Below are 20,362 nucleotides of genomic sequence, written 5' to 3' on the forward strand. Positions count from 1 at the left end.
ATGAACGATTTCTGGGAACACTGTTCCGCACTGCTGGAGCGCGAGCTCACGCCTCAGCAGTACGTCACGTGGATCAAGCCGCTGACCCCGGTCGACTTCGATGCCGACGCGAGCACGCTGCGCATCGCCGCGCCGAACCGCTTCAAGCTCGACTGGGTGAAGAGCCAGTTTTCCGGACGCATCGCCGACGTGGCGCGCGAGTTTTTCAGCGCGCCCATCGACGTGCAATTCGTTCTCGATCCGAAAGCGACCGCCCGCAGCGCTGTCGGCGGCGCGCCGAACGCCGCGCCGCGCGTGAGCGTGACGCCGCCGCGTCCGCCCGCGCCGGCCGCCGCGCCCGCCGCGCCTTCGGTGGTGGCGCACGCGAACGCGACGGCGCACGTCAACGCGCTCGCGGCCGAAGCCGCGCAGCAGGCGCAGGCCACGCAGGAAGAACAGGTCGACCTCGACCTTCCGAGCCTCGACGCCAACGAAGCCGCCGCTGGGCGGCGCACGTGGCGGCCGGGCGGCCCGCCCTCGGCGGGCGGTGAAACCGATTCCGCCTACGAACGTTCGAAGCTGAATCCGGTGCTCACGTTCGACAACTTCGTGACCGGTAAGGCGAATCAGCTTGCCCGCGCGGCGGCCATTCAGGTCGCGGACAATCCGGGCATCTCGTACAACCCGCTCTTTCTGTATGGCGGCGTGGGCCTCGGCAAGACGCACCTGATTCACGCCATCGGCAATCAACTGCTGATGGACAAGGCCGGCGCGCGCATCCGCTACATTCATGCGGAACAGTACGTGTCCGACGTGGTGAAGGCCTACCAGCGCAAGGCGTTCGACGACTTCAAGCGTTATTACCACTCGCTCGACCTGCTGCTGATCGACGATATTCAGTTCTTCTCCGGCAAGTCGCGCACGCAGGAAGAATTCTTCTATGCGTTCGAGGCGCTCGTCGCCAACAAGGCACAGGTCATCATCACGAGCGACACGTATCCGAAGGAAATCTCCGGCATCGACGATCGCCTGATCTCGCGCTTCGACTCCGGTTTGACGGTCGCCATCGAGCCGCCGGAACTGGAGATGCGCGTCGCCATTCTGATGCGCAAGGCGATTTCCGAAGGCGTGAGCCTGTCGGAAGACGTGGCGTTCTTCGTCGCGAAGCATTTGCGCTCGAACGTGCGCGAACTCGAAGGCGCGCTGCGCAAGATTCTGGCGTACTCGAAATTCCATGGCCGCGACATCACCATCGAGCTGACCAAAGAGGCGCTCAAAGACCTGTTGACGGTGCAGAACCGGCAAATCTCGGTCGAGAACATCCAGAAGACGGTCGCGGATTTCTACAACATCAAGGTCGCCGACATGTATTCGAAAAAGCGGCCGGCCAATATCGCGCGCCCGCGTCAGATCGCCATGTATCTGGCGAAGGAACTGACGCAGAAAAGCCTGCCGGAAATCGGCGAACTGTTCGGCGGCCGCGACCACACGACCGTGCTGCACGCAGTGCGCAAGATTGCCGCCGAGCGCGGCAACGACGCGCAGCTGAACCACGAACTGCACGTGCTGGAACAGACGCTGAAGGGCTGACGAGAGCCGCCGGGCGGCGCGCGGCGGCAGGCGTCGATTGTTGCGCGTGCGGGCCTGTTTATTGGCGAAAACGCCCCCAATTTCTAGGGAGCCGTGCTGTTTTCAGGCACAATACAGGTTTGCCGTCCGCTGGCCTGGACGGTTCTGAAGCGCAAGCTTTCGCGAGTGACCGGCGGGGGGCCGGCAACGCGTGTTACGAGGTTGTCCGGCGGGCGAACGGTGGCGCTACGGTGGCGAACCGCCCGGACAGGCCGTCACATCAATGAAGGAACTCTATGCAACTGGTCAAGACCGAACGAGATAATCTTCTAAGGCCGCTGCAAACCGTGAGCGGTATCGTAGAACGCCGCCATACGTTGCCGATCCTCGCCAATCTGCTCATCACCAAGAACGGCGCGGACGTGTCGTTCCTTTCGACGGACCTCGAACTCCAGATCACCACCCGCGCCGATTTCGGCGTCGGCGGCGATCAGGTCGCCACCACCGTCGCCGCGCGCAAGCTGCTCGACATCCTGCGCGCCATGCCCGCCGGCGAAGTCGCGCTCGACCTCTCCGACAAGCGCCTCACCGTGCGCTCGGGCAAGAGCCGCTTCAACTTGCAGACGCTCGCCGCGGACGAGTTCCCCACGGTCAACCAGGCTACTGACTTCGGCGCGAGCCTGTCGGTTCCCCAAAAGACGTTCCGCCAGCTGCTCGGCATGGTGTATTTCGCGATGGCCCAGCAGGACATCCGCTACTACCTGAACGGCATGCTGCTGGTAGTGGACGGCGATCAGCTGATGGCAGTCGCCACTGACGGCCACCGCCTCGCGTTCTCGTCCATGAAGATCGAAGGCGCGTTCCCGCGTCAGGAAGTCATCATTCCGCGCAAGACCATTCTCGAATTGCAGCGCCTGCTGGAAGACATCGACGACACGCTGAAGATCGACATCGCCGCGACGCAGGTGAAGTTCACGTTCGGTCAGGTGGAACTGGTGTCGAAGCTGGTCGAAGGCAAGTTCCCCGACTTCCAGCGCGTGATTCCGAAGTCGCACAAGAACACGTTCGAGATCGGCCGCGAAGAATTGCAGCGGTCCCTCCAGCGCGCGGCCATTCTCACGTCCGATAAATTCAAGGGCGTGCGCTGCCTCGTCGAACCGGGCCAGCTCAAGATCATGTCCACGAACGCGGACCAGGAAGAAGCGCAGGAAGAACTCGAAATCGCGTATCAGGGCGATACCGTCGATATCGGATTCAACGTCACGTATCTGCTCGACGTGCTCGCGAATCTGAAGGTCGATACGCTCCAGGTGGCGCTCGGCGACGCGAATTCCAGCGCGCTGATCACCATTCCGGAGAACGAGGAATTCAAATACGTGGTGATGCCGATGCGCATCTGACGCGTACGACACCGATCACACTCCAAGGGGCGGCGCGCCCCTTTGGCGTTTTTAAGGTGTTTTGAAAAGTTCGAGCATTTACGAGCAGTTATCGAAGTAGTGTCGAAGCAGTGACGCAGAACCGGAAGAAATCCATGACTGAAAACACACATTCGCAACCCGACAACAGCTACGGCGCATCCTCCATTCAGATCCTCGAAGGGCTGGAGGCGGTGCGCAAGCGTCCGGGCATGTATATCGGCGATACGTCGGATGGCACCGGTCTGCATCACCTCGTGTTCGAAGTGCTGGACAACTCCATCGACGAGGCGCTGGCCGGCTACTGCGACGACATCCACGTGACGATTCACGCGGACAACTCCATCTCCGTGACGGACAACGGCCGCGGCGTGCCCACGGGCCTGAAGCGCGACGACAAGCACGACCCGAAGCGCAGCGCCGCGGAGATCGTGATGACGGAACTGCACGCGGGCGGCAAGTTCGACCAGAACAGCTACAAGGTGTCGGGCGGCCTGCACGGCGTGGGCGTCTCGTGCGTGAACGCGCTGTCGGAATGGCTGCGCCTCACGGTGCGCCGCGACGGCAAGAAGCACTTCATGGAATTCGCGCGCGGCGTGGTGCAGAACCGCGAGATCGTCGAGGAAGACGGCGTGCAGTATTCGCCGATGCCTGTGGTCGGCGACACCGAAAAGCGCGGCACGGAAGTCCACTTCCTTGCGGATGCGACGATCTTCGGCAATGTCGAATTCCACTACGACATTCTCGCCAAGCGCATGCGCGAGCTGTCCTTCCTGAACAACGGCGTGCGCATCCGCCTGACGGACCTGCGCACCGGCAAGGAAGACGACTTCGCGTTCGCGGGCGGCGTGAAGGGCTTCGTCGAATACATCAACAAGCAGAAGCAGGTGCTGCATCCGACCGTGTTTCACGCGACCGGCGAGCGCGAGAACGTGACCGTCGAAGTGGCCATGCAGTGGAACGACAGCTTCAACGAAAGCGTGCTCTGCTTCACGAACAACATTCCGCAGCGCGACGGCGGCACGCACCTGACCGGCCTGCGCGCCGCGATGACGCGCGTCATCAACAAGTACATTACGGACAACGACATCGCGAAGAAGGCGAAGGTGGAGACCACCGGCGACGACATGCGCGAAGGCTTGTCGTGCGTGCTGTCGGTGAAAGTGCCGGAGCCGAAGTTCAGTTCGCAGACGAAGGACAAGCTGGTGTCGTCCGAAGTGCGCGCGCCGGTCGAGGAAATCGTCGCGAAGGCGCTGGAAGATTATCTGCAGGAAACGCCGAACGACGCGAAGATCATCACGAGCAAGATCGTCGATGCCGCGCGCGCGCGCGATGCGGCCCGCAAGGCGCGCGAGATGACGCGGCGCAAGGGCGTGCTCGATGGCATCGGCCTGCCGGGCAAGCTCGCAGACTGTCAGGAGAAGGACCCGTCGAAGTCGGAGATCTATATCGTCGAGGGCGACTCGGCGGGCGGGTCGGCCAAGCAGGGACGCGACCGCAAGTTCCAGGCAATTCTTCCGCTGCGCGGCAAGGTGCTGAACGTGGAGAAGGCGCGCTTCGACAAGCTGATCTCGTCGGAGCAGATCGTGACGCTCGTGACGGCGCTTGGCTGCGGCATCGGCAAGGACGATTACAACCTCGACAAGCTGCGCTATCACCGCATCATCATCATGACCGATGCGGACGTGGACGGCGCGCACATCCGCACGCTCTTGCTGACGTTCTTCTACCGGCAGATGCCGGAGATCGTCGAGCGCGGGTATATCTACATCGCGCAGCCGCCGCTCTACAAGATCAAGGCGGGCAAGGACGAACGGTATATGAAGGACGCGCACGAGCTTAACCAGCACATGCTGAAGCTCGCGCTACAGGGTTCCGAACTGATTCCGAGCGAAGGCGCGGACCCGATTTCGGGCGATGCGCTCGGCGAACTGGCGCGTGCGTATCTGCTGGCGCAGGCGGTGGTGGATCGCATCAGCCGCATCTACGACGCGGCCGCGCTCGAAGCCGTGATGGATGGTGTCGTGATCGACCTGACGACGGAAGAAGCGGCGACTGCATCGGCGAAGGCGCTTGAGGCGCGGCTGCGTGCCGATCCGCTGAAGCCGGAAGTGACGGTGGAGACGGCCTACGATCAGGTGCGCGAAGTGCGCTCGCTGCACATCAAGCGGCGCCATCACGGCAACGTGAAGGTATCGGTGTTCGACGAGGACCTGCAATTGACCGCTGACTATAAGCAACTGGTTTCGACGGCGGATACGTTCAAGGGCTTGATCGGCGAAGGCGCGTTGATCAAGCGCGGCGAACGGTCGATGGCCGTGTCGGACTTCAAGAGCGCGATGAAGTGGCTGATCGCGGACGCGGAGCGCAACGTGTCGAAGCAGCGCTATAAGGGGCTCGGGGAGATGAATCCCGAGCAGCTTTGGGAAACGACGATGGATCCGAACGTGCGGCGTCTGCTGCGCGTGCAGATCGAAGACGCGATCGCGGCGGATGGCATCTTTACGACGCTCATGGGCGATGATGTGGAGCCGCGTCGGGCGTTTATCGAGAGCAATGCGTTGCGGGCGGGGAATATTGATGTTTGAGGGGGGCGGGGCCAGCCCCGTCGCCCGCGTCTGAATCAAGCAGCATGCAGCGCCGTCACCCGCCCGACATCCTTCAACGCTTCGAGGCGTTGAAGGTCTGGCAACGCGGTGACGAGCGCGCGCCTCACAAGCCATTACTGGCATTGCTTGCGCTCGGCTTGTACAGCCGCGGAGTCCGCGAGGTGCCATTCAATCAGTGCGAAAGCAAGCTGAACGAACTGTTGCGCGAGTTCGGCCCTTGGCGGCGCACGCTGTATCCGGAGATGCCGTTTCTTCGTCTACAAAGCGACGACGTCTGGCGGGTCGCCGCGCACGGCTCGGCGGGTGCGCTTGCGTCCAACGCGGTATTGACAAAGACGCAGCTGCGCAGCATCGAGGCGACCGGCCGCTTCTCCGATGACGTTCAACGTGCCTTCGACAGCGATCCGCAAGCAATCAGCGACGTCGCCCGTGCATTGCTCGACGCGCATTTCCCCGACAGCATGCACGACGACATTCTCGCCGCCGTCGGCCTCACGCTCCACGCGCCGCTGACAGCCAAAGCGCGTCGCAGTCCCGACTTTCGCGACGACGTGCTCAGGGCGTATCAATACCGCTGCGCGCTGTGCAACTTCGACATGCGCATCAGCAACCGCACGATCGGCCTCGAAGCCGCGCACATCAAATGGTTTCAGTTCGAAGGCCCAGATGTGGTCGAAAACGGTATCGCGCTGTGTTGCCTGCATCACAAGCTCTTCGATATCGGCGCTTTCACGCTCGGCGATGAACGGCGCGTGCTGGTCTCCGAAGAAGCGCACGGCACCGAGCAGTTCGAACACACGCTGCTGCGGCATCACGGCAGTCGGCTGAACGCGCCGGTCAGAGCGGAACATCACCCGTCGAGCCAGTTCGTCGCCTGGCATCGCACCCAAGTCTTCCGCGGACAACCGCGCCCCCTCTAATCCCCGAAGGCCCCGCCCCAACCCGCGTACACTTCGCCTTCGAGCCAATCCATCTTCCGCGGGCGCACCCCGCGCGGATCGCAATCAAGAGAACTTCCCCCATGTTCACCTGCCGAAACCAGTCCTGCCAAGCAGAATGGCAGCCCTCGGACGTCGTCATCAAAAACGAAGGCCAAGGTCTGCTGTTCCGCTGCCCGATGTGCGGCGCGCGCAACTACGTGACGCGCCACGAGTCGCCCGAGGGCGCCGTCTCCTACGAACAAGTCAGCGACATCCCGCCGCGAGGCTCGCATTAACGCCATGACTACCGACACCTCCTTCGCCAACCTGCCGCTTTCCCCGGCGATGCAGGCGAACCTGCAACAACTCGGCTACACGTCGATGACGCCGATTCAGGCCGCCAGCCTGCCGCATGCGCTCGCCGGGCACGACCTCATCGCGCAGGCAAAAACCGGCAGCGGCAAGACCGCCGCCTTCACTTTGCCGCTGCTCGCGCGGCTCGACGCGAAGCAGTTCGCCGTGCAGGCGCTCGTGCTCTGTCCGACGCGCGAGCTCGCCGATCAAGTCACGCAGGAAATCCGCCGCCTCGCGCGCGCGGAAGAAAACGTGAAGGTGCTGACGCTGTGCGGCGGAACGCCCATGCGTCCGCAGATCGCGAGTCTCGAGCACGGCGCGCATATCGTCGTGGGAACGCCGGGGCGCATCATGGATCATCTGCAGCGCGAAACGCTTTCGCTCGCCGGGGTCCACACGCTCGTTCTCGATGAAGCCGATCGCATGCTCGACATGGGCTTCTTCGACGATATCGCGTCCGTCGCGCGGCAGTGCCCGAAGGACCGGCAGACGCTGCTCTTTTCCGCGACGTATCCCGAAGGCATCGCAAAACTGAGCCAGCAGTTTCTGCGCAATCCGCGCGAAATCAAGCTCACCGAGCAGCACAGCAATGCCAAGATCAAGCAGCGGTTCTATCAGGTGGAAGACCACGAGCGGCTGCACGCTGTCGGGCTGTTGCTGGATCACTATCGTCCGGTGAGCACGCTCGCGTTCTGCAATACCAAGCAGCAATGCCGCGACTTGCTCGACGTGCTGCGCGCGCAAGGCTTCGAGGCGCTCACGCTGCATGGTGAGCTGGAACAGCGCGAACGCGATCAGGTGCTCGTGCAGTTCGCCAATCGCAGTTGCTCCGTGCTCGTCGCGACCGACGTGGCGGCGCGCGGGCTCGACATCGCACAACTGGAAGCGGTCATCAACGTCGACGTGACGCCGGACCCGGAAGTGCATGTGCATCGCATCGGCCGCACGGGGCGCGCGGGCGAGGAGGGCTGGGCGCTGTCGCTCGCGAGCATGGACGAAATGGGGCGCGTGGGCGCAATCGAAGAAGCGCAGCGCGCGGAAGTGGAGTGGCATCCGCTGTCGGAACTGACGTCGGCGGAACCGGGGCATCTGAAGCCGCCGATGGCCACGTTGCAAATTCTCGGCGGACGCAAGGACAAGATCCGCCCGGGCGACGTGCTCGGGGCGCTGACCGGCGAAGCGGGGTTCGACGGCGCGCAGATCGGCAAGATCAACGTGATGGATATGGTGACTTACGTGGCGGTGGAGCGCGGCATCGCCGATGACGCCATCCGCAGGCTCGGCGCCGGGAAGCTGAAGGGGCGCAAGGTGAAGGTGCGGCGGATTTGAGCGTCGAGGTTTGACTCACTGCTGTCTGCCCGCCGACTCGCGCCCCGGTGTTGTGCGTCGCGAGGGGCGAATGCGAGCGTCGTCGATTCATTTTCGCGCCATGGCCCGTCGCGAAGCGCCTTCGAATCACTCCCGCGCCATCCCCGCCGCCGAGCCGGCATCACGCGTCACCAGCCTTAACCCACTCGCGACGCTCGCCGCCCCTGCAAACCCCGCGCCCAGCGAAAGCGCGAGCGCCGGACCGTGCTTTCCCGCAATGCCGAAGCACAGTGCCACGAGCGCCGCGCCCGTCGCCTGCCCGACGAGCCGCGCCGTTGCCACGACGCCGCTCGCGCCGCCGCTTCGCTCGCGCGGCGCGCTGGCCATGAACGCCTTCAGATTCGGCGACTGAAAGAAGCCGAAGCCCGCACCGCAAATCGACATGCGGATGCAAATATCCAGCGCATGCGGATTGGCGGGCAGCGCTGCGAGCGACACCATGCCCGCGCACAGAATGGCGAGCCCGATGCCGCCGAGCAGACCCGGCGGATAGCGGTCGGACAAACGCCCCGCGATGGGCGCCATCAACGCGACGAGCACCGACCACGGCGTCATCAGAAAGCCGGTTTCCACCTGCGTGCGGCCGAGCACCGTCTCGAAGTAAAACGGCAGCGACACGAACGCGAGTCCTTGCGCGGCGAACGAGCAGACGGCGGTCATCGTCGAAAGCGCGAACATCGGGCGTCGGAAGAGATCGACGGGCAGCATCGGCGCGGGATGTCCGTGCTCACGCCGAAGCATCAGCGCGCCCGCGACGAGCGCAACGGCCAGCGCCGCGAGCACCGTGCGCGACGGCGCGCGCTGCGCCGCTTCGCCGAGCGCGAAGATGAGCGACGCGAACGTGACGACGTTGAGCGCCGCCGCCACGCGATCGAAGCCGTGCGCGCTGCGCTTCGTCTGCGGCAGCGCGGGCCACGCGATGAGAAGCGCGAGCACGCCGACCGGCAGATTCACCGCGAAGAGCCACGGCCACGTTCCGAGCGACAGCACGATGGACGCGACTGTCGGCCCGATGGCGAACGACATGCCGACGATCAGCGCGTTCAGTCCGACGCCGCGCCCGAGCCGGTGCAGCGGAAACAGCGCGCTGATGAGCGCCGTATTGACGCTCATGATGGCGCTCGCGCCGAGCCCTTGCAGCAGGCGCGCGGCGACGAGCGTCGGCAGCGACCACGAGAACGCGCATATCGCGGATGCAATCGTGAACACGACGAGGCCGCCCAGATAAACGCGCCGATGCCCGACGATGCCCCCAAGCGCCGCGAACGGCAGCAGCGTGGCGACCATCGCGAGCTGGTACGCGTTGATGATCCACACGGAGGCCGCGGGCGTCGAGCCGAGGTCGGCGGCGATCGCGGGCAGCGCGGTATTCGCGATGGCGGTATCGAGTGTCGCCAGCGCGACGGCGAGCAGAATGGCGGCCATGCCGCGTCGCTCGCGAGGAGTCATCGGTGCATCGGGGTCGCGGGGTGCGGATTGGGCGGGATCGGCGGGCACGTCGTGTTCCGGAAGTAAGCGGACGAAGAATAATCCGAAACGATACGGGAACGCGGCGGATCGCGCTCGAACGCGTCGGCGGCGATTATGCTGTGACGACCACAACAAGGAGACGGAGTATGGCGATTCGAATCGTGCGGCTCGGCTCACCGCGCGCCGACAACGAGGGCTTGCGCATCGGCACCGTTCGCCGGCCGCCGCGCGGCGTGCCGAAGGCCGAGTTCGCGAGCCGCAATTTCTATGATGTGTGGTACCCGAATCTGGCGCCATCGGCGGAACGGGTGGCTGAGGCGCTGAGCGCGCAGACGGAGAAGGAGTGGAGCGCCTTCGTGCGGAAATACAAAGCGGAGATGGCGACGCCGGAGGCGAGCAGGTCGCTCGATCTGCTCGCGGCGCTGTCGCATACGACGAATTTGTCGGTCGGGTGCTACTGCGAGGATGAGGCGCGGTGTCACCGGTCGGTGCTGCGGGAGCTTTTGGTGAAGCGGGGCGCGGAGGTGGTCTGATACGAAGCAAAAAGCCCGGTCAGCTTTCGCTGACCGGGCCTCGGAATTCCTTGGTGGGGCGTGAGTGACTCGAACACTCGACCTACGGATTAAGAGTCCGCTGCTCTACCAACTGAGCTAACGCCCCAACAGAAGCGAAATTATAGCGGCAATATTTCGAAAAGCGCAAGCCCTCTGCGCGAAAATCCGACGCCGCAACGGCCCACGCGCCGAACAGCGCGCGACCCAACAGCCGTTATCATGCTGCATCGCCGAACCATCGTTCGATTCGTCAACTCATCACGGAACAGGAAGACATGGACGAAGCCGCCATCCGCGCGTTGCTGGACAGCATCCTCGCGCCGTGGGTCCGCGAACTGTCGCTCGCGCCCGAAGCCATCGGGACCGACTCCGTCACGCTGCGTCTGCCGTACTCCGATCATCTGCGTCACGCGGGCGGCGTCATCTGCGGTCAGGTGTTCATGGCCGCCGCGGATACCGCGATGGTCGTCGCCATATCGCACGTCATGGGCGCTTTCTCGCCGATGACCACCGTCTCGCTCAACACCACGTTCATGCGACCGGTGAAGTCTGGCGACGTGCTTGTCACGGCCCGCGTGATGCGGCGTGGACGCAATCTCGTCTTCGGCGAAATCGACATGCACGACGACAAAGGCGAACTCGCCGCCCACGCCACAACCACCTACGCGCTCATCAACAAAGACCAGTAAGCAATGTTCGATCAAGTCGTATTCGCCGGCGGGGGCAACCGCTGCTGGTGGCAAGCCGGGTTCTGGAACGTCGTGCAGCCGGAGCTGGACCTGCGGCCGCGGATCATCGCGGGCATTTCGGCGGGCGCGGCCACCGCCTGCATGCTCTACACCAACGATGCGCGCTGGGTCATGCACTATTACGCGGACGTTTTGCGCGACAACACGCGAAACGCCTACTGGGGCAATCTGCTGCGCGGCCAGTCCGTGTTTCCGCACTACCGCATCTACCGCCAGGCGCTGCTCGATATCTTCGCAGATCGTTTCGACGAACTGGCATCGGCGCCAGAGATTCGCATCGGCGTGTCGCATCTGCCGCGCTGGCTCGGCGCGCGCAGCGCCGTGGCGGCGGGCCTGATCGCCTATAACATCGAAAAATACGTGCGCAAGACGCTGCATCCGACGCTCGGTCAGGCGCTCGGCTTCCATCCCGAGTTCGTGACGGCGCAGGAATGCGCGACGATCGAAGACCTGGCCGACCTCATTCTGCAATCGTCGAGCACGCCGCCTTTCACGCCGATTTTGCGACGCAACGGGCGTCCGGTGCTCGACGGCGGCATGGTCGACAACGTGCCTGTTTCCGCGCTCGACGCGTCGCCGGGCATGGTGCTCGTGATGGTCACGCGGCTGTATCCGCGCGAGCGCATGTTCGTCGTGCCGTACGGCGAGCAGCGGCGTCTTTACGTGCAGCCGTCGCGCAAGGTGCCGATTTCGAGCTGGGACTATACGAGCCCGTCGCAGATGGAGCATGCTTACGACCTGGGCCGCGCGGACGGCGAAGACTTCCTCGAACGCCTGCCGCGTCTTCTGGAAACCGCGTCGCATCTCGCCTGAGTCTCTTTGGAGGCATGCCGTGTCGAAGCTGCATCGCTATGAACTGACCGTCGCGTGGACCGGCGATCTAGGCTCCGGCACGTCCGCCTACGACGCGTACTCGCGCGATCATCTCGTGCGCGTCGGCAAGAAGCCCGCGATCGAGGCATCGAGCGATCCGGCGTTTCGCGGCGACGCCGCGCGTCACAATCCGGAGGAGTTGTTCGTGGCGTCGCTCTCGTCGTGCCACATGCTCTGGTATCTGCACCTTTGCGCGACGAACAAGGTCGTCGTCACGGGCTATGTCGATGAAGCCATCGGCACGATGCAGGAAGAGCGCGGCGGAAGCGGGCGCTTCGTCGATGTGCTGCTGCGCCCGAAGGTGACCATCGGCGCGGGCGGCGACGCGGCGCTCGCCGCGCGGCTGCATGAAGAGGCGCACCGGTACTGTTTCATCGCGAACTCGGTCAATTTCCCGGTGCGCTGCGAGCCCGCTATCGACGTGTCGACGCTCTGAACGTCAACGGCGGCGCGCGTGCTGAAGCGCCTCCGGATTCGCCACGCTCGACATATCGCCGGCATCGAACGCGAGAATGTTCTTGAACGCCGCGCTGAAATAAAGCTCGTAGCTTTCGCGCTCCACGTAGCCGATGTGCGGCGTGCAGATCACGTTTTCCATGCGCAAGAGGCCGTAGCCTTGCAGGATCGGCTCGCTTTCGTAGACGTCCACCGCGACCATGCCCGGCCGGTTGTGATGCAGCGAATTCAAGAGCGCGTTCTCTTCGAGCAGTTCGGCGCGGCTCGTGTTGACGAAAAGCGCGGTGGGTTTCATGCGCATGAGATCGTCCGTTTTGACGATGGCGCGCGTTTCGTCGTTCAGACGCAGATGCACGGTCAGCACGTCGCTCTGCTCGAACAGCATCTCACGGCTTTCCGCGATCGCCACGCCGTCTTCGCGCGCCGCCTCCTGCGAGTGCTCGCGGCCGTAGACGAGCACGTTCATGCCGAACGCCTTGCCGTAGCCGGCCACGAGCCTGCCGATCTTTCCGTAGCCCCAGATGCCGAGCGTCTGGCCGCGCAGCACTTGCCCGAGCCCGAAATTCGGCGGCAGCGCGGACGTCTTCAATCCCGACTGCTGCCACGCGCCCTGCTTGAGGTTCGCGACGTACTGCGGAATGCGCCGCTGCGCCGCCATGATGAGCGCCCACGTCAGTTCGGCCGGCGCGACGGGTGAACCGGTTCCTTCCAGTACCGCGATTCCGCGCTCCGTACACGCGTCGATGTCGATATGGCCGCCGCCCGCGCGGCCGGTCTGGCTGATCATGCGCAATTTCGGGCACTTATCGAGCAGCTGCGAACTGATGCGGGTGCGTTCACGAATGAGCACCAGCGCGTCCACCTCCGACAGTCTGCTAGCCAACTGTCCGAGCCCGCGCACCGTGTTATTGAAGACCTTCACCTCATGGTCATCGAGCAGATGGAAGCATTCGAGCTTCCGGACGGCGTCCTGGTAGTCGTCGAGAATGGCGATTTTCATGGAGTGTGATTGCGTATTGTTGGGCATTAAACCTGCTGCGTCGTCTAACCGGCGATTGAGAGAAGCGCGGATTAACTTCGGGTAATTACCGATAAATCCGTGCTATTCCGCCGAAACCTGTGCTTTATGCGCAGCGTCAATGTCTCGCTGCCATGCGGTGTTATGCTTGATTCCCGCTTGATTCCTCTCAATCGGCGGCGGATAAAGGTCCGCGCCGAAAAGCGAAAATCGCGGCACCCATTGCGGAAAACACGGTAATCAGCAAGGGGACAGGCCGCTTAGTATCTCTTTTTAACAGTTTGTTCCTTCGCGGCGCAAGCCACTGCAAGAAGCGCCGGGAGGTCAGCAAGAGTCACGCCCCGAGGACGCCGCACTCGGCCGGTCGACCGCGTTCGCGTGAGCACTGTCACGTGAAGCGCCTGCGGTCCCGTCGAAACGCCTCTCGCACGCAGCGTCCGGGCGCACGGTTTTTCATTGCAGAAGAACGGAGACAGCTCGATGAACCAGCCCGCAGTAGTCGAACAAAACAATAACAATGCCATCGACGTCGAAGCGCCGGCCTATGTCCGGCACGCAAGACTGATCGAATGGGTTCAACGCGTCGCGGCGCTCACCAAGCCGGAACGCATCGTCTGGTGCGACGGCTCGCAAGAGGAATACGACCGGCTCTGCGCACAGATGGTCGCCGCCGGCACCATGAAGAAGCTCAATCCCGAGAAACGCCCGAATTCGTATCTCGCGTGCTCCGATCCGTCGGACGTGGCGCGCGTCGAGGATCGCACGTTCATCTGCTCGCAGCGTCGCGAAGACGCCGGCCCGACGAACAACTGGATCGACCCGCAGGAAATGCGCACGACGCTCGACGGCCTCTTCGACGGCGCGATGCGCGGCCGCACGATGTACGTCGTGCCGTTTTCGATGGGCCCGCTCGGCTCGCCTATCGCGCATATCGGCGTGGAGCTGTCGGATAGTCCGTACGTCGTGACGAACATGCGGATCATGACGCGCATGGGCCGCGGGGTGTACGACGTGCTCGGCGCCGACGGCGAGTTCGTGCCGTGCGTTCACTCGGTCGGCGCGCCGCTTGCGGACGGCCGCAAGGACGTGCCGTGGCCCTGCAACGACACGAAGTACATCGTGCATTTCCCCGAATCGCGCGAGATCTGGAGCTTCGGCTCCGGCTACGGCGGCAACGCGCTGCTCGGCAAGAAGTGTTTCGCGCTGCGCATTGCATCGACCATGGGCCGCGACGAGGGCTGGCTCGCCGAGCACATGCTGATTCTCGGCGTCACGTCGCCGCAAGGGCGCAAGTACCACGTCGCGGCGGCGTTCCCGTCCGCGTGCGGGAAGACCAACTTCGCGATGCTGATTCCGCCTTCCGACCTTAACGGCTGGAAAGTGACGACCATCGGCGACGATATCGCGTGGATCAAGCCGGGCCGCGACGGCCGTCTCTACGCGATCAACCCCGAAGCGGGCTATTTCGGCGTCGCGCCGGGCACGAGCGAAAAGACCAACTTCAACGCGATGGCAACGCTCAAGGAGAACGTGATCTTCACGAACGTCGCGCTGACCGACGACGGCGACGTCTGGTGGGAAGGCATGACGGATACGCCGCCCGCGCATCTGATCGACTGGCAAGGCCGCGACTGGACGCCGCAGATCGCGAAGGAAACTGGCGCGAAGGCCGCGCATCCGAACGCGCGCTTCACGGCGCCGGCGTCGCAGTGTCCGTCGATCGATCCGGACTGGGAGAACCCGGCCGGCGTGCCGATCGACGCGTTCGTCTTCGGCGGACGACGCTCGAACACGGTGCCGCTCGTGACCGAGGCGCGCGACTGGAACGAAGGCGTCTACATGGCCGCGACGATGGGCTCGGAAACCACGGCGGCCGCTGCGGGCCAGCAGGGCGTCGTGCGCCGCGATCCGTTCGCGATGCTGCCGTTCTGCGGCTACAACATGAGCGACTACTTCGGCCATTGGCTGAAGATGGGCGGGCGCCTGCAGGCGCAGAACGCGAAGCCGCCGAAGTTCTTCTGCGTCAATTGGTTCCGCAAGGGTGAGGACGGCAAGTTCGTGTGGCCGGGCTTCGGCGAGAACATGCGCGTGCTGAACTGGATGGTCGGACGCATCGAGGGTACGGCGAGCGGCGAGGAGCACGCGTTCGGCATCTCGCCGCGCTATGAAGACATCGACTGGGGCGCGCTCGATTTCACGCGCGAGCAGTTCCAGCAGGTCATCTCGGTCAACGACGCCGCGTGGCGCGACGAACTCACCCTGCACGACGAGTTATTCGCAAAGCTCCAGCAAGGGCTGCCCGACGCACTGCCTGAAGCCAAGGCAGACATGGAAAAGCGTCTTGCTGCCTGATCTTCTCTGCGTTGCATCGCCCGGTGGCTGACACTGCCGGGCGCGCCTTCCTCCTTCGAAAAGATGACCGAACGGTCATCTTTCTCCGTCCCACGCATTTATCAAAGATTTTTTCCAAAAACGACGGCGCGTCCGCAACTTCTGCACGAATCTTCGAGTCCTAGGATAATTCTGAATTGCCTTGCAGCACGATTTATAGCCGCGTGGCGGCAGGAGTTGTCCCATGGATCATTTGCAGTCGATGAAGGTGTTCGTTCGCGTGGCCGATCTCGGCAGTTTTGCCCGGGCCGCAAGCGCGATGGACATCTCGAACGCGGTGGCGACGCGCCACGTCGCCGATCTCGAAAGTCGTCTCGGCACGCGTCTGCTCAACCGCACGACGCGCAGCCTTTCGCTCACGGAATCCGGTCAGGTGTATCTGGAGCGGGCGCGCCAGATTCTCGATGAGCTCGAAGATGTCGAACAGATGGTGGTCGCGCGCAATCACGAGCCGCTGGGGTCGCTGCGCATTGTCGCGCCGGTCGTGTTCGGCCTGCACAATCTCGCGCCCGTGTTGCAGACGTACGCGCAGCGCTATCCGAAAGTCGTGCCCGACGTGACGCTGGTGGACCGCCAGGTCGATCTCGTGGAAGAAGGGTTCGATGTCGGCATCGTCATTGCGCGGCAGGTCAAGAGCGCGAGCGTCGTGACGCGACGCCTGACGACGGGCTGCATGACGGTGTGCGCGACGCCCGAATATCTCGAAAAGCACGGCACGCCGACGCGGCCTGAACATTTGCTGGAGCATCCGTGCCTGAGCCTGCCGTCCGAGTATTGGGGCGACGAGCGCGTGTTCACGGGTCCGGACGGCGAAGTGCGCGTGCGCCCGCAAAACGTGATCATCGCGAACAATACCGAAATGCTGCGGCAGTTCGCGTTGCTCGGCATGGGCATCGCGATCTTGCCGAGCTATCTGATCGGCAACGACATGAACCGCAATCAACTGGTGCGCCTGCTCGGCGACTATCAGTTGCCGCAAGTGGAAATCAACGTCGCGTATCCTAGCCGGCGGCACTTGCCCGCGAAGGTGCGCACGTTCATCGATCATCTCGTCGAGCACTTCAGCCAGACGCCGAATCATCAGCTCGGCGAGCAGTGGATTCGCGATGGCATCGGCAAGCCGGCGGCCGCGAGCAGCGCGGAAGCCCACTACGCTCACGCCGATGAAGCCAAAGCGCCGCCGCCCGCGCCGCGTTCCCGCTCGATGGACGGCGAACTCGGCCCGAAGCTGGCGAAACCTTCGCGAACGCGAGGGCGCGTGCCGGCGGCGTCGCCGTTCTGATCGCTGCGCGCCTTCGAGCGCGCACCGGACGAAAAAAAGCCCGCGAATCGCTTCGCGGGCTTTCTTGCTTTTAGGCCGGCGCGGGGGATTAACTCGCTTTACGCGCCGCCGTCTTTTTCGCTGCCGCTTTCTTTGCCGGGGCTTTCTTGGCCGCGACCGTCTTCGTGGCCGTTTTCCGCGTCGTCTTCGCGGCTACGGCGACGTCGCTATCGCCTTCGTCCGCGTTGTCGGTCTGCGCATCGGCGGTCGTGCCGCGCTTCGCCGCCGCTGTCTTCGCGCCCGGCTTCGCCTCTTTCTTCTCGAACTCGAAGCCGATCTTGCCGTCCGGTTGCTTGACGAGATACGCCTTGAAGTTGCGCCCCGTCCGCGACGATTTGAAGTTCGTCAGCAGATCGGTGCGGCCTTCGTTCAGCAGCTTTTCCATCTGCTCGCGCGCGATCTCTTGCTGAAGGATCACTTTGCCCGAGCGGAAATCGCAAGTCTTCGGATTCGCGACCGAGTTTTCGCACACGAAACTCATGCCGTGCTCGAACACGCGCGACTGGCACTTCGGACACGCGCCGACCGGCGTCTGCTCTGAGAAATCGGGCGGTTCGCCGTCCTCGCCGCCGGTGTCCTGGCCGAAATCGAACTCCAGTTTGAAGTTCTTGATCTCGTCGTCGAACGCGAGCTTGAGGATGGCCGAGAACGGACGACCCATCTTGCTGCGGAAACCCGACAGCGGACCGATGGTCTTCTCGCGCAGCAGCTCCTCGACTTCCGGGATCTCGAACTGACGCCCGCCCGGAATTTTCGAAATCGAGAACTCGCACTTCGTGCAGGCAAAGCGCCGGTAGTTCTCCTTCACCTGTGCGCCGCAATTGGGGCACGGCGTCTCCAGCGTCGCGTAATCGCCGGGGATCGTGTCGGAGTCGTACTCCTTCGCGCGCTTCACGATGGTCTGCGTCATGCGCGCGATTTCCTGCATGAACGCATCGCGATGCAGGTTGCCGCGCTCCATCTGCGAGAGCTTGTGCTCCCATTCGCCGGTCAACTCGGGCGCGGTCAGCTCCTCGACGCCGAGCCCGCGCAAGAGCGTCATCAACTGGAACGCCTTGGCGGTCGGAATCAGCTCGCGGCCCTCGCGCACCATGTACTTCTCGCCGAGCAGTCCTTCGATGATGGCGGCGCGCGTGGCCGGCGTGCCCAGGCCCTTGGCGGCCATCGCCTCGCGCAATTCTTCGTCTTCGACGAGCTTGCCCGCGCCTTCCATCGCCGACAACAGCGACGCCTCGTTGTAGCGCGCGGGCGGCTTGGTCACGAGCCCATGCGCCTCGACCTTTTCGACATCGACCGTTTCGCCCTTCTGCACCGGCACGAGATTGCCTTCCTCGCCCGCGGCTTCGCGGCCGTAGACCTGCAACCAGCCCGGCTCGACGAGCACCTTGCCTTCGGTCTTGAAGTGATGCCCCGAGACTTCGGTGATGCGCGTGGTGACCAGATACTCCGCCGCCGGGAAGAACACGGACAGGAACCGCTTCACGACGAGGTCATACAGCTTCTGCTCGGGCTCGGACAGCGCCTTGGGCGCTTGCAGCGTCGGAATGATGGCGAAGTGGTCGCTGATCTTCGAATTGTCGAAGATGCGCTTGTTCGGCTTCACCCAGCCCTTGTCAAGCACTTGCTTGGCAAACGGCAAGTAGTTGTTGCTCTCCTTGAGCATGGTCAGCGTTTCCTTGACCGTGCCCAGATAGTCTTCCGGCAGCGCGCGCGAATCCGTACGCGGATAGGTCAGGACCTTGTGCTTTTCATACAGCGCCTGCGCGAGCCCGAGCGTGTTCTTCGCCGAGAAGCCGAAGCGGCTGTTGGCTTCGCGCTGAAGGCTCGTCAGATCGAACAAGAGCGGCGACATTTGCGTGGACGGCTTGGATTCTTCCGTCACCGTGCCGGTCTTGCCGCGGCACGCCGCGACGACCGATTCAGCCGCCGCGAGACTCCACAGACGCGAGTCGCGCTGCTCGGGATCGTTCTCGACGCGCTTGAACTTCGGGTCGAACCAGCGGCCTTCGTAAAGACCCTTCGCCGCGATGAATTCCGCGCGCACTTCCCAATAGTCGCGCGGCACGAACCGGCGAATCTTCTCTTCACGTTCGACGACGATAGACAATGTTGGCGTCTGAACGCGGCCGACGGTCGTCAGAAAGAAACCGCCGCCCTTGCTGTTGAACGCGGTCATCGCCCGCGTGCCGTTGATGCCGACGAGCCAGTCCGCCTCCGAGCGGCAGCGCGCGGCGTCCGCGAGCGGCTGCATGTCGGCGTCGCTGCGCAGATTCGCGAAGCCTTCGCGGATGGCGGCGGGCGTCATCGACTGAAGCCAGAGGCGCTGGATAGGCTGCTTCGCTTTGGCGTGCTGCGCGATGAGGCGGAAAATCAGCTCGCCCTCGCGCCCCGCGTCGCATGCGTTGATGAGCCGGTCGATATCCTTGCGCTTCAAGAGCTTGGTCAGGACCTTCAGCCGCGATTCGCTCTTCGCGATGGGATTCAGATCGAAATGCGGCGGAATCACCGGCAGGTTCGCGAAGCTCCATTTGCCGCGCTTGACGTCGTATTCCTCCGGCGCGGCAATTTCCAGCAGGTGGCCGACCGCGGACGAGAGCACGTAGTCGTCGCTCTCGTAGTACTCGTCATGCTTGGTGAAGCCGCCCAGCGCCCGCGCGATGTCGTTCGCGACGGAGGGCTTCTCAGCGATGATCAGGGCTTTGGACATGACTCAATATGGTTGGGAACTGGCAGCGGCCCCGTTTGGACCGCTTTAACGACCGCTTTATAGCACACGGTTTGCGCCGTGCGCGTCGCGGTTTCGATAACGACGCCCTGCGAAGCGGCGCCCGAGCGCGTTTCGGAAGCCGCAATCGGACCGCGCCGGTTCGTTTTGTCTACGCCGTAGCAAGCGCCGGGCGCAGCTTGGGCGCGCCGGTCATGTCGGGCAAGGCGGTGAGGTCCGTGAGCATGCGCTCGACGATCGAGACCTGCGGCAGCACCGTGCCGAAAAATCGGGTCGTGACGGAGTCTTCGATCAGAATGGTCGGGAAATTCTCAACGTCCAGGTCATCGAAGCGGTCCGCCTGATTCTCGATGTCGATCCACGCGAAGCAGATGTCCGGATGCGCGTCAGCCAGCTTATTGAAGCCCTCGCGATAATCCCGGCACGTTCCGCACCACTCCGCGCACAGGCAGGCGACGAACAGCGTGCCCGGCACGGCGAGGCGTTCGGCGATTTGTTCGGCGTCGGTATCGAGATTGAACGCGGACATGGGGTGGAGACAATCCTTTCTTATGGCGAAGCCGTGCGGCGCAATTTCTCGCGAATGTA

16 protein-coding genes and 1 tRNA gene are annotated in these 20,362 nt (G+C 63.6%); 12 read left to right on the top strand and 5 right to left on the bottom strand.

Annotation, left to right across the window (positions count from 1 at the left end; genetic code table 11):
- From dnaA to dbpA, 6 genes are all read left to right on the top strand, one after another.
- On the top strand, positions 1 to 1,569 hold the full coding sequence (dnaA, locus tag LDZ26_RS00005; RefSeq protein WP_244847615.1) for a chromosomal replication initiator protein DnaA: 1,569 nt from the start codon (positions 1 to 3) through the stop codon (positions 1,567 to 1,569).
- Positions 1,570 to 1,844: 275 nt separating this feature from the next.
- A complete protein-coding gene (gene dnaN, locus LDZ26_RS00010; protein WP_244847616.1) occupies positions 1,845 to 2,948 on the top strand; it encodes a DNA polymerase III subunit beta in 1,104 nt (367 codons plus the stop codon).
- Positions 2,949 to 3,082: 134 nt separating this feature from the next.
- Entirely contained in the window at positions 3,083 to 5,554 is a 2,472-nt protein-coding gene (gene gyrB, locus LDZ26_RS00015) for a DNA topoisomerase (ATP-hydrolyzing) subunit B (protein WP_244847617.1), read from the top strand.
- A 44-nt stretch (positions 5,555 to 5,598) separates the two neighbouring features.
- Positions 5,599 to 6,495 carry a phosphorothioated DNA-binding restriction endonuclease gene (locus LDZ26_RS00020; RefSeq protein ID WP_244847618.1) on the top strand — a complete coding sequence of 299 codons (897 nt, stop codon included), beginning with the start codon at positions 5,599 to 5,601 and terminating at the stop codon, positions 6,493 to 6,495.
- Between the two features lie 101 nt (positions 6,496 to 6,596).
- Positions 6,597 to 6,791: a hypothetical protein gene (locus LDZ26_RS00025; RefSeq protein ID WP_244847619.1), complete on the top strand. Its 195-nt coding sequence runs from the start codon at positions 6,597 to 6,599 to the stop codon at positions 6,789 to 6,791.
- A 4-nt stretch (positions 6,792 to 6,795) separates the two neighbouring features.
- Positions 6,796 to 8,178, top strand: a complete 1,383-nt coding sequence (dbpA, locus tag LDZ26_RS00030; protein ID WP_244847620.1) for an ATP-dependent RNA helicase DbpA — start codon at positions 6,796 to 6,798, stop codon at positions 8,176 to 8,178.
- 126 nt (positions 8,179 to 8,304) lie between these two features.
- Here the strand turns inward: dbpA and LDZ26_RS00035 are convergent, their stop codons facing one another.
- A complete protein-coding gene (locus LDZ26_RS00035) occupies positions 8,305 to 9,666 on the bottom strand; it encodes an MFS transporter (RefSeq protein ID WP_244847621.1) in 1,362 nt (453 codons plus the stop codon).
- Between the two features lie 167 nt (positions 9,667 to 9,833).
- Here LDZ26_RS00035 and LDZ26_RS00040 point away from each other — a divergent pair, with 167 nt between their 5' ends.
- Positions 9,834 to 10,220 carry a DUF488 domain-containing protein gene (locus LDZ26_RS00040; protein WP_244847622.1) on the top strand — a complete coding sequence of 129 codons (387 nt, stop codon included), beginning with the start codon at positions 9,834 to 9,836 and terminating at the stop codon, positions 10,218 to 10,220.
- 51 nt (positions 10,221 to 10,271) lie between these two features.
- On the opposite strand, the gene LDZ26_RS00045 is transcribed toward LDZ26_RS00040, so the two are convergent.
- A tRNA-Lys gene (locus LDZ26_RS00045) sits at positions 10,272 to 10,347 on the bottom strand.
- 169 nt (positions 10,348 to 10,516) lie between these two features.
- On the opposite strand from LDZ26_RS00045, the gene LDZ26_RS00050 reads away from it, so the two are divergent.
- Genes LDZ26_RS00050 through LDZ26_RS00060 form a run of 3 tightly spaced genes read left to right on the top strand, consistent with a single transcriptional unit; the run spans position 10,517 to position 12,299 of the window.
- Entirely contained in the window at positions 10,517 to 10,930 is a 414-nt protein-coding gene (locus LDZ26_RS00050) for a PaaI family thioesterase (protein WP_244847623.1), read from the top strand.
- Positions 10,931 to 10,933: 3 nt separating this feature from the next.
- Positions 10,934 to 11,803 carry a patatin-like phospholipase family protein gene (locus LDZ26_RS00055; protein ID WP_244847624.1) on the top strand — a complete coding sequence of 290 codons (870 nt, stop codon included), beginning with the start codon at positions 10,934 to 10,936 and terminating at the stop codon, positions 11,801 to 11,803.
- 19 nt (positions 11,804 to 11,822) lie between these two features.
- Positions 11,823 to 12,299, top strand: a complete 477-nt coding sequence (locus LDZ26_RS00060; RefSeq protein ID WP_244847625.1) for an OsmC family protein — start codon at positions 11,823 to 11,825, stop codon at positions 12,297 to 12,299.
- A gap of 3 nt (positions 12,300 to 12,302) precedes the next feature.
- Here LDZ26_RS00060 and LDZ26_RS00065 read toward each other — a convergent pair whose 3' ends face one another.
- Positions 12,303 to 13,319, bottom strand: coding sequence for a D-2-hydroxyacid dehydrogenase family protein (locus tag LDZ26_RS00065; RefSeq protein ID WP_244847626.1), 1,017 nt, complete (start codon positions 13,317 to 13,319; stop codon positions 12,303 to 12,305).
- A gap of 498 nt (positions 13,320 to 13,817) precedes the next feature.
- Between LDZ26_RS00065 and LDZ26_RS00070 the strand changes: the two genes are divergently transcribed.
- Entirely contained in the window at positions 13,818 to 15,689 is a 1,872-nt protein-coding gene (locus LDZ26_RS00070) for a phosphoenolpyruvate carboxykinase (GTP) (RefSeq protein WP_244847627.1), read from the top strand.
- A 223-nt stretch (positions 15,690 to 15,912) separates the two neighbouring features.
- Positions 15,913 to 17,010, top strand: coding sequence for a LysR family transcriptional regulator (locus LDZ26_RS00075; RefSeq protein ID WP_175938889.1), 1,098 nt, complete (start codon positions 15,913 to 15,915; stop codon positions 17,008 to 17,010).
- An 88-nt stretch (positions 17,011 to 17,098) separates the two neighbouring features.
- Here LDZ26_RS00075 and LDZ26_RS00080 read toward each other — a convergent pair whose 3' ends face one another.
- On the bottom strand, positions 17,099 to 19,756 hold the full coding sequence (locus LDZ26_RS00080) for a DNA topoisomerase III (protein WP_244847628.1): 2,658 nt from the start codon (positions 19,754 to 19,756) through the stop codon (positions 17,099 to 17,101).
- A gap of 169 nt (positions 19,757 to 19,925) precedes the next feature.
- Positions 19,926 to 20,303 (bottom strand): thioredoxin family protein, encoded by a 378-nt coding sequence (locus tag LDZ26_RS00085; RefSeq protein WP_244847629.1) that lies wholly within the window; start codon positions 20,301 to 20,303, stop codon positions 19,926 to 19,928.
- Between the last annotated feature and the right edge of the window lie 59 nt (positions 20,304 to 20,362).

Origin of the sequence: Caballeronia sp. SL2Y3, assembly GCF_022879575.1 — a bacterium.
GTDB lineage: Bacteria > Pseudomonadota > Gammaproteobacteria > Burkholderiales > Burkholderiaceae > Caballeronia.

Coding starts and splice junctions, on each gene's coding strand:
- LDZ26_RS00065 (WP_244847626.1), bottom strand. CDS start 13,319: ATGAAAATCGCCATTCTCGACGACTACCAGGACGCCGTCCGGAAGCTC.
- LDZ26_RS00025 (WP_244847619.1), top strand. CDS start 6,597: ATGTTCACCTGCCGAAACCAGTCCTGCCAAGCAGAATGGCAGCCCTCG.
- LDZ26_RS00075 (WP_175938889.1), top strand. CDS start 15,913: ATGGATCATTTGCAGTCGATGAAGGTGTTCGTTCGCGTGGCCGATCTC.
- LDZ26_RS00050 (WP_244847623.1), top strand. CDS start 10,517: ATGGACGAAGCCGCCATCCGCGCGTTGCTGGACAGCATCCTCGCGCCG.
- dnaN (WP_244847616.1), top strand. CDS start 1,845: ATGCAACTGGTCAAGACCGAACGAGATAATCTTCTAAGGCCGCTGCAA.
- LDZ26_RS00085 (WP_244847629.1), bottom strand. CDS start 20,303: ATGTCCGCGTTCAATCTCGATACCGACGCCGAACAAATCGCCGAACGC.
- LDZ26_RS00070 (WP_244847627.1), top strand. CDS start 13,818: ATGAACCAGCCCGCAGTAGTCGAACAAAACAATAACAATGCCATCGAC.
- dnaA (WP_244847615.1), top strand. CDS start 1: ATGAACGATTTCTGGGAACACTGTTCCGCACTGCTGGAGCGCGAGCTC.
- gyrB (WP_244847617.1), top strand. CDS start 3,083: ATGACTGAAAACACACATTCGCAACCCGACAACAGCTACGGCGCATCC.
- LDZ26_RS00035 (WP_244847621.1), bottom strand. CDS start 9,666: ATGACTCCTCGCGAGCGACGCGGCATGGCCGCCATTCTGCTCGCCGTC.
- LDZ26_RS00020 (WP_244847618.1), top strand. CDS start 5,599: ATGCAGCGCCGTCACCCGCCCGACATCCTTCAACGCTTCGAGGCGTTG.
- LDZ26_RS00040 (WP_244847622.1), top strand. CDS start 9,834: ATGGCGATTCGAATCGTGCGGCTCGGCTCACCGCGCGCCGACAACGAG.
- LDZ26_RS00080 (WP_244847628.1), bottom strand. CDS start 19,756: ATGTCCAAAGCCCTGATCATCGCTGAGAAGCCCTCCGTCGCGAACGAC.
- dbpA (WP_244847620.1), top strand. CDS start 6,796: ATGACTACCGACACCTCCTTCGCCAACCTGCCGCTTTCCCCGGCGATG.
- LDZ26_RS00055 (WP_244847624.1), top strand. CDS start 10,934: ATGTTCGATCAAGTCGTATTCGCCGGCGGGGGCAACCGCTGCTGGTGG.